Annotated in this window: 1 protein-coding gene and 1 pseudogene; both read left to right on the plus strand. The window is 34.2% G+C overall.

Annotated features, from left to right (window positions below):
• The first annotated feature begins 305 nt into the window (after positions 1-305).
• On the plus strand, positions 306-461 hold the full coding sequence (locus CQA38_RS09275) for a hypothetical protein (protein WP_170999506.1): 156 nt from the start codon (positions 306-308) through the stop codon (positions 459-461).
• A gap of 204 nt (positions 462-665) precedes the next feature.
• Positions 666-811: pseudogene (locus CQA38_RS09150) on the plus strand (flagellin); the annotation flags it as partial.

Here is an 811-nt window from a genome sequence, read left to right on the forward strand (position 1 = left end):
GCCAAACCAGACGCATCATCTTTTGCGGAGTTTATTCTAAGCGTCGTTTTGTGGCCTTAAAGCCCAAATTTAAGGACAAAGTTTTCAAAAAGTCAATACAAAAGTCAATAAAATTTCTTTCAAACAGCTAAAAGCCCAGCTCTAAATTTCCCCTCAAATCACCATTTGCCATAAAAGAAAAAGTCAATTCAAAAGTCAATATCTCGCTTTCATTTTGGATACAAAAAATTTGAGCCAAAAGATAAAATCTCTTTTAAATACCCCATAAGCAAAAATAAAGTATAATCAAACTAACTTAAGTGTAAATGGTTACTCTTTTCGGTTGGGGAAAAGGGGACAAAGTAGATGAAGTTGAAAATTTTAAATATCTTGATACTGACTTTACTTGTGGCGAAGGAGCTTTTATGGCTCCTAAACCACCTCTAAAAAAACCAATTAAGATTATAGCAAACCTGCCTTAACCTTAGCTTAAGCAAAAAACACCTACCGAAGAGGGGCAGGCTTCGGGACAAACCTTAAATTTATCATTACAAGCAAAGCAAAACAATCCACCTCACAAAAAATACAAATTTTTTATCAACAAAGTATAAACTTTTTTTCAAAGCTAACGATATAGCTTGTAACAACGAAAGGAATTCGTTGATTTCACTTTAAAAGGATTTAAAATGTCATTTCGTATTAACACCAATGTGTCAGCACTTAACGCAACCGCAAGTGTTACAGCTAACTCAAGAAGTTTAAGTACTTCTTTGGAAAGACTTTCTACTGGTCTTAGAATAAACTCCGCAAAAGATGATGCGTCTGGTTTGGC

The organism is Campylobacter sp. MIT 12-5580, assembly GCF_005406235.1.
Taxonomy (GTDB): domain Bacteria; phylum Campylobacterota; class Campylobacteria; order Campylobacterales; family Campylobacteraceae; genus Campylobacter_D.

Coding starts and splice junctions, on each gene's coding strand:
- CQA38_RS09275 (WP_170999506.1), top strand. CDS start 306: ATGGTTACTCTTTTCGGTTGGGGAAAAGGGGACAAAGTAGATGAAGTT.